This window comes from Paenibacillus forsythiae T98 (genome assembly GCF_000520735.1).
Taxonomy (GTDB): Bacteria; Bacillota; Bacilli; order Paenibacillales; family Paenibacillaceae; genus Paenibacillus_AQ; species Paenibacillus_AQ forsythiae.
In genome coordinates this window covers 1-345 of record NZ_ASSC01000061.1, presented here as the reverse complement: position 1 = coordinate 345, position 345 = coordinate 1, and the positions used below count along the sequence as shown (strand labels likewise).

Here is a 345-nt window from a genome sequence, read left to right as displayed (position 1 = left end):
CGACGCCGTAGAAGGAGAGGGCTTCGGCGGCTGCCTCCAGCGGGGAATCCCCGGCAACCGCCAGGAAAGCGGCAACGACGGAGCTGAGCAGGCAGCCGGTTCCGGTCACTTTGGTCAGAATGGAGTGGCCGTTCGCTGCAATATACGTCTTCTCTCCATTGGTGATAATATCCTCTTTACCGGTAACGATGGCGATGCAACCGAGTTTTTTCGCCGCTTTTTGCGCCACAGCGACAGGGTCGCCGTTGCCTGCGCCCGCGTCCACGCCTTTAATGGACCACTGTTCCCCGATGACATTGGCGACCTCGGCCACATTGCCCCGAAGCGCGGTAATTTTCATTTCGG

At 59.4% G+C, this 345-nt stretch carries 1 protein-coding gene; it reads right to left on the bottom strand.

Annotation, left to right across the window (positions count from 1 at the left end; genetic code table 11):
- Positions 1-345: hydroxyethylthiazole kinase (locus L692_RS0102225; RefSeq protein WP_025696812.1), on the bottom strand; the 345-nt coding region annotated here is incomplete at both ends.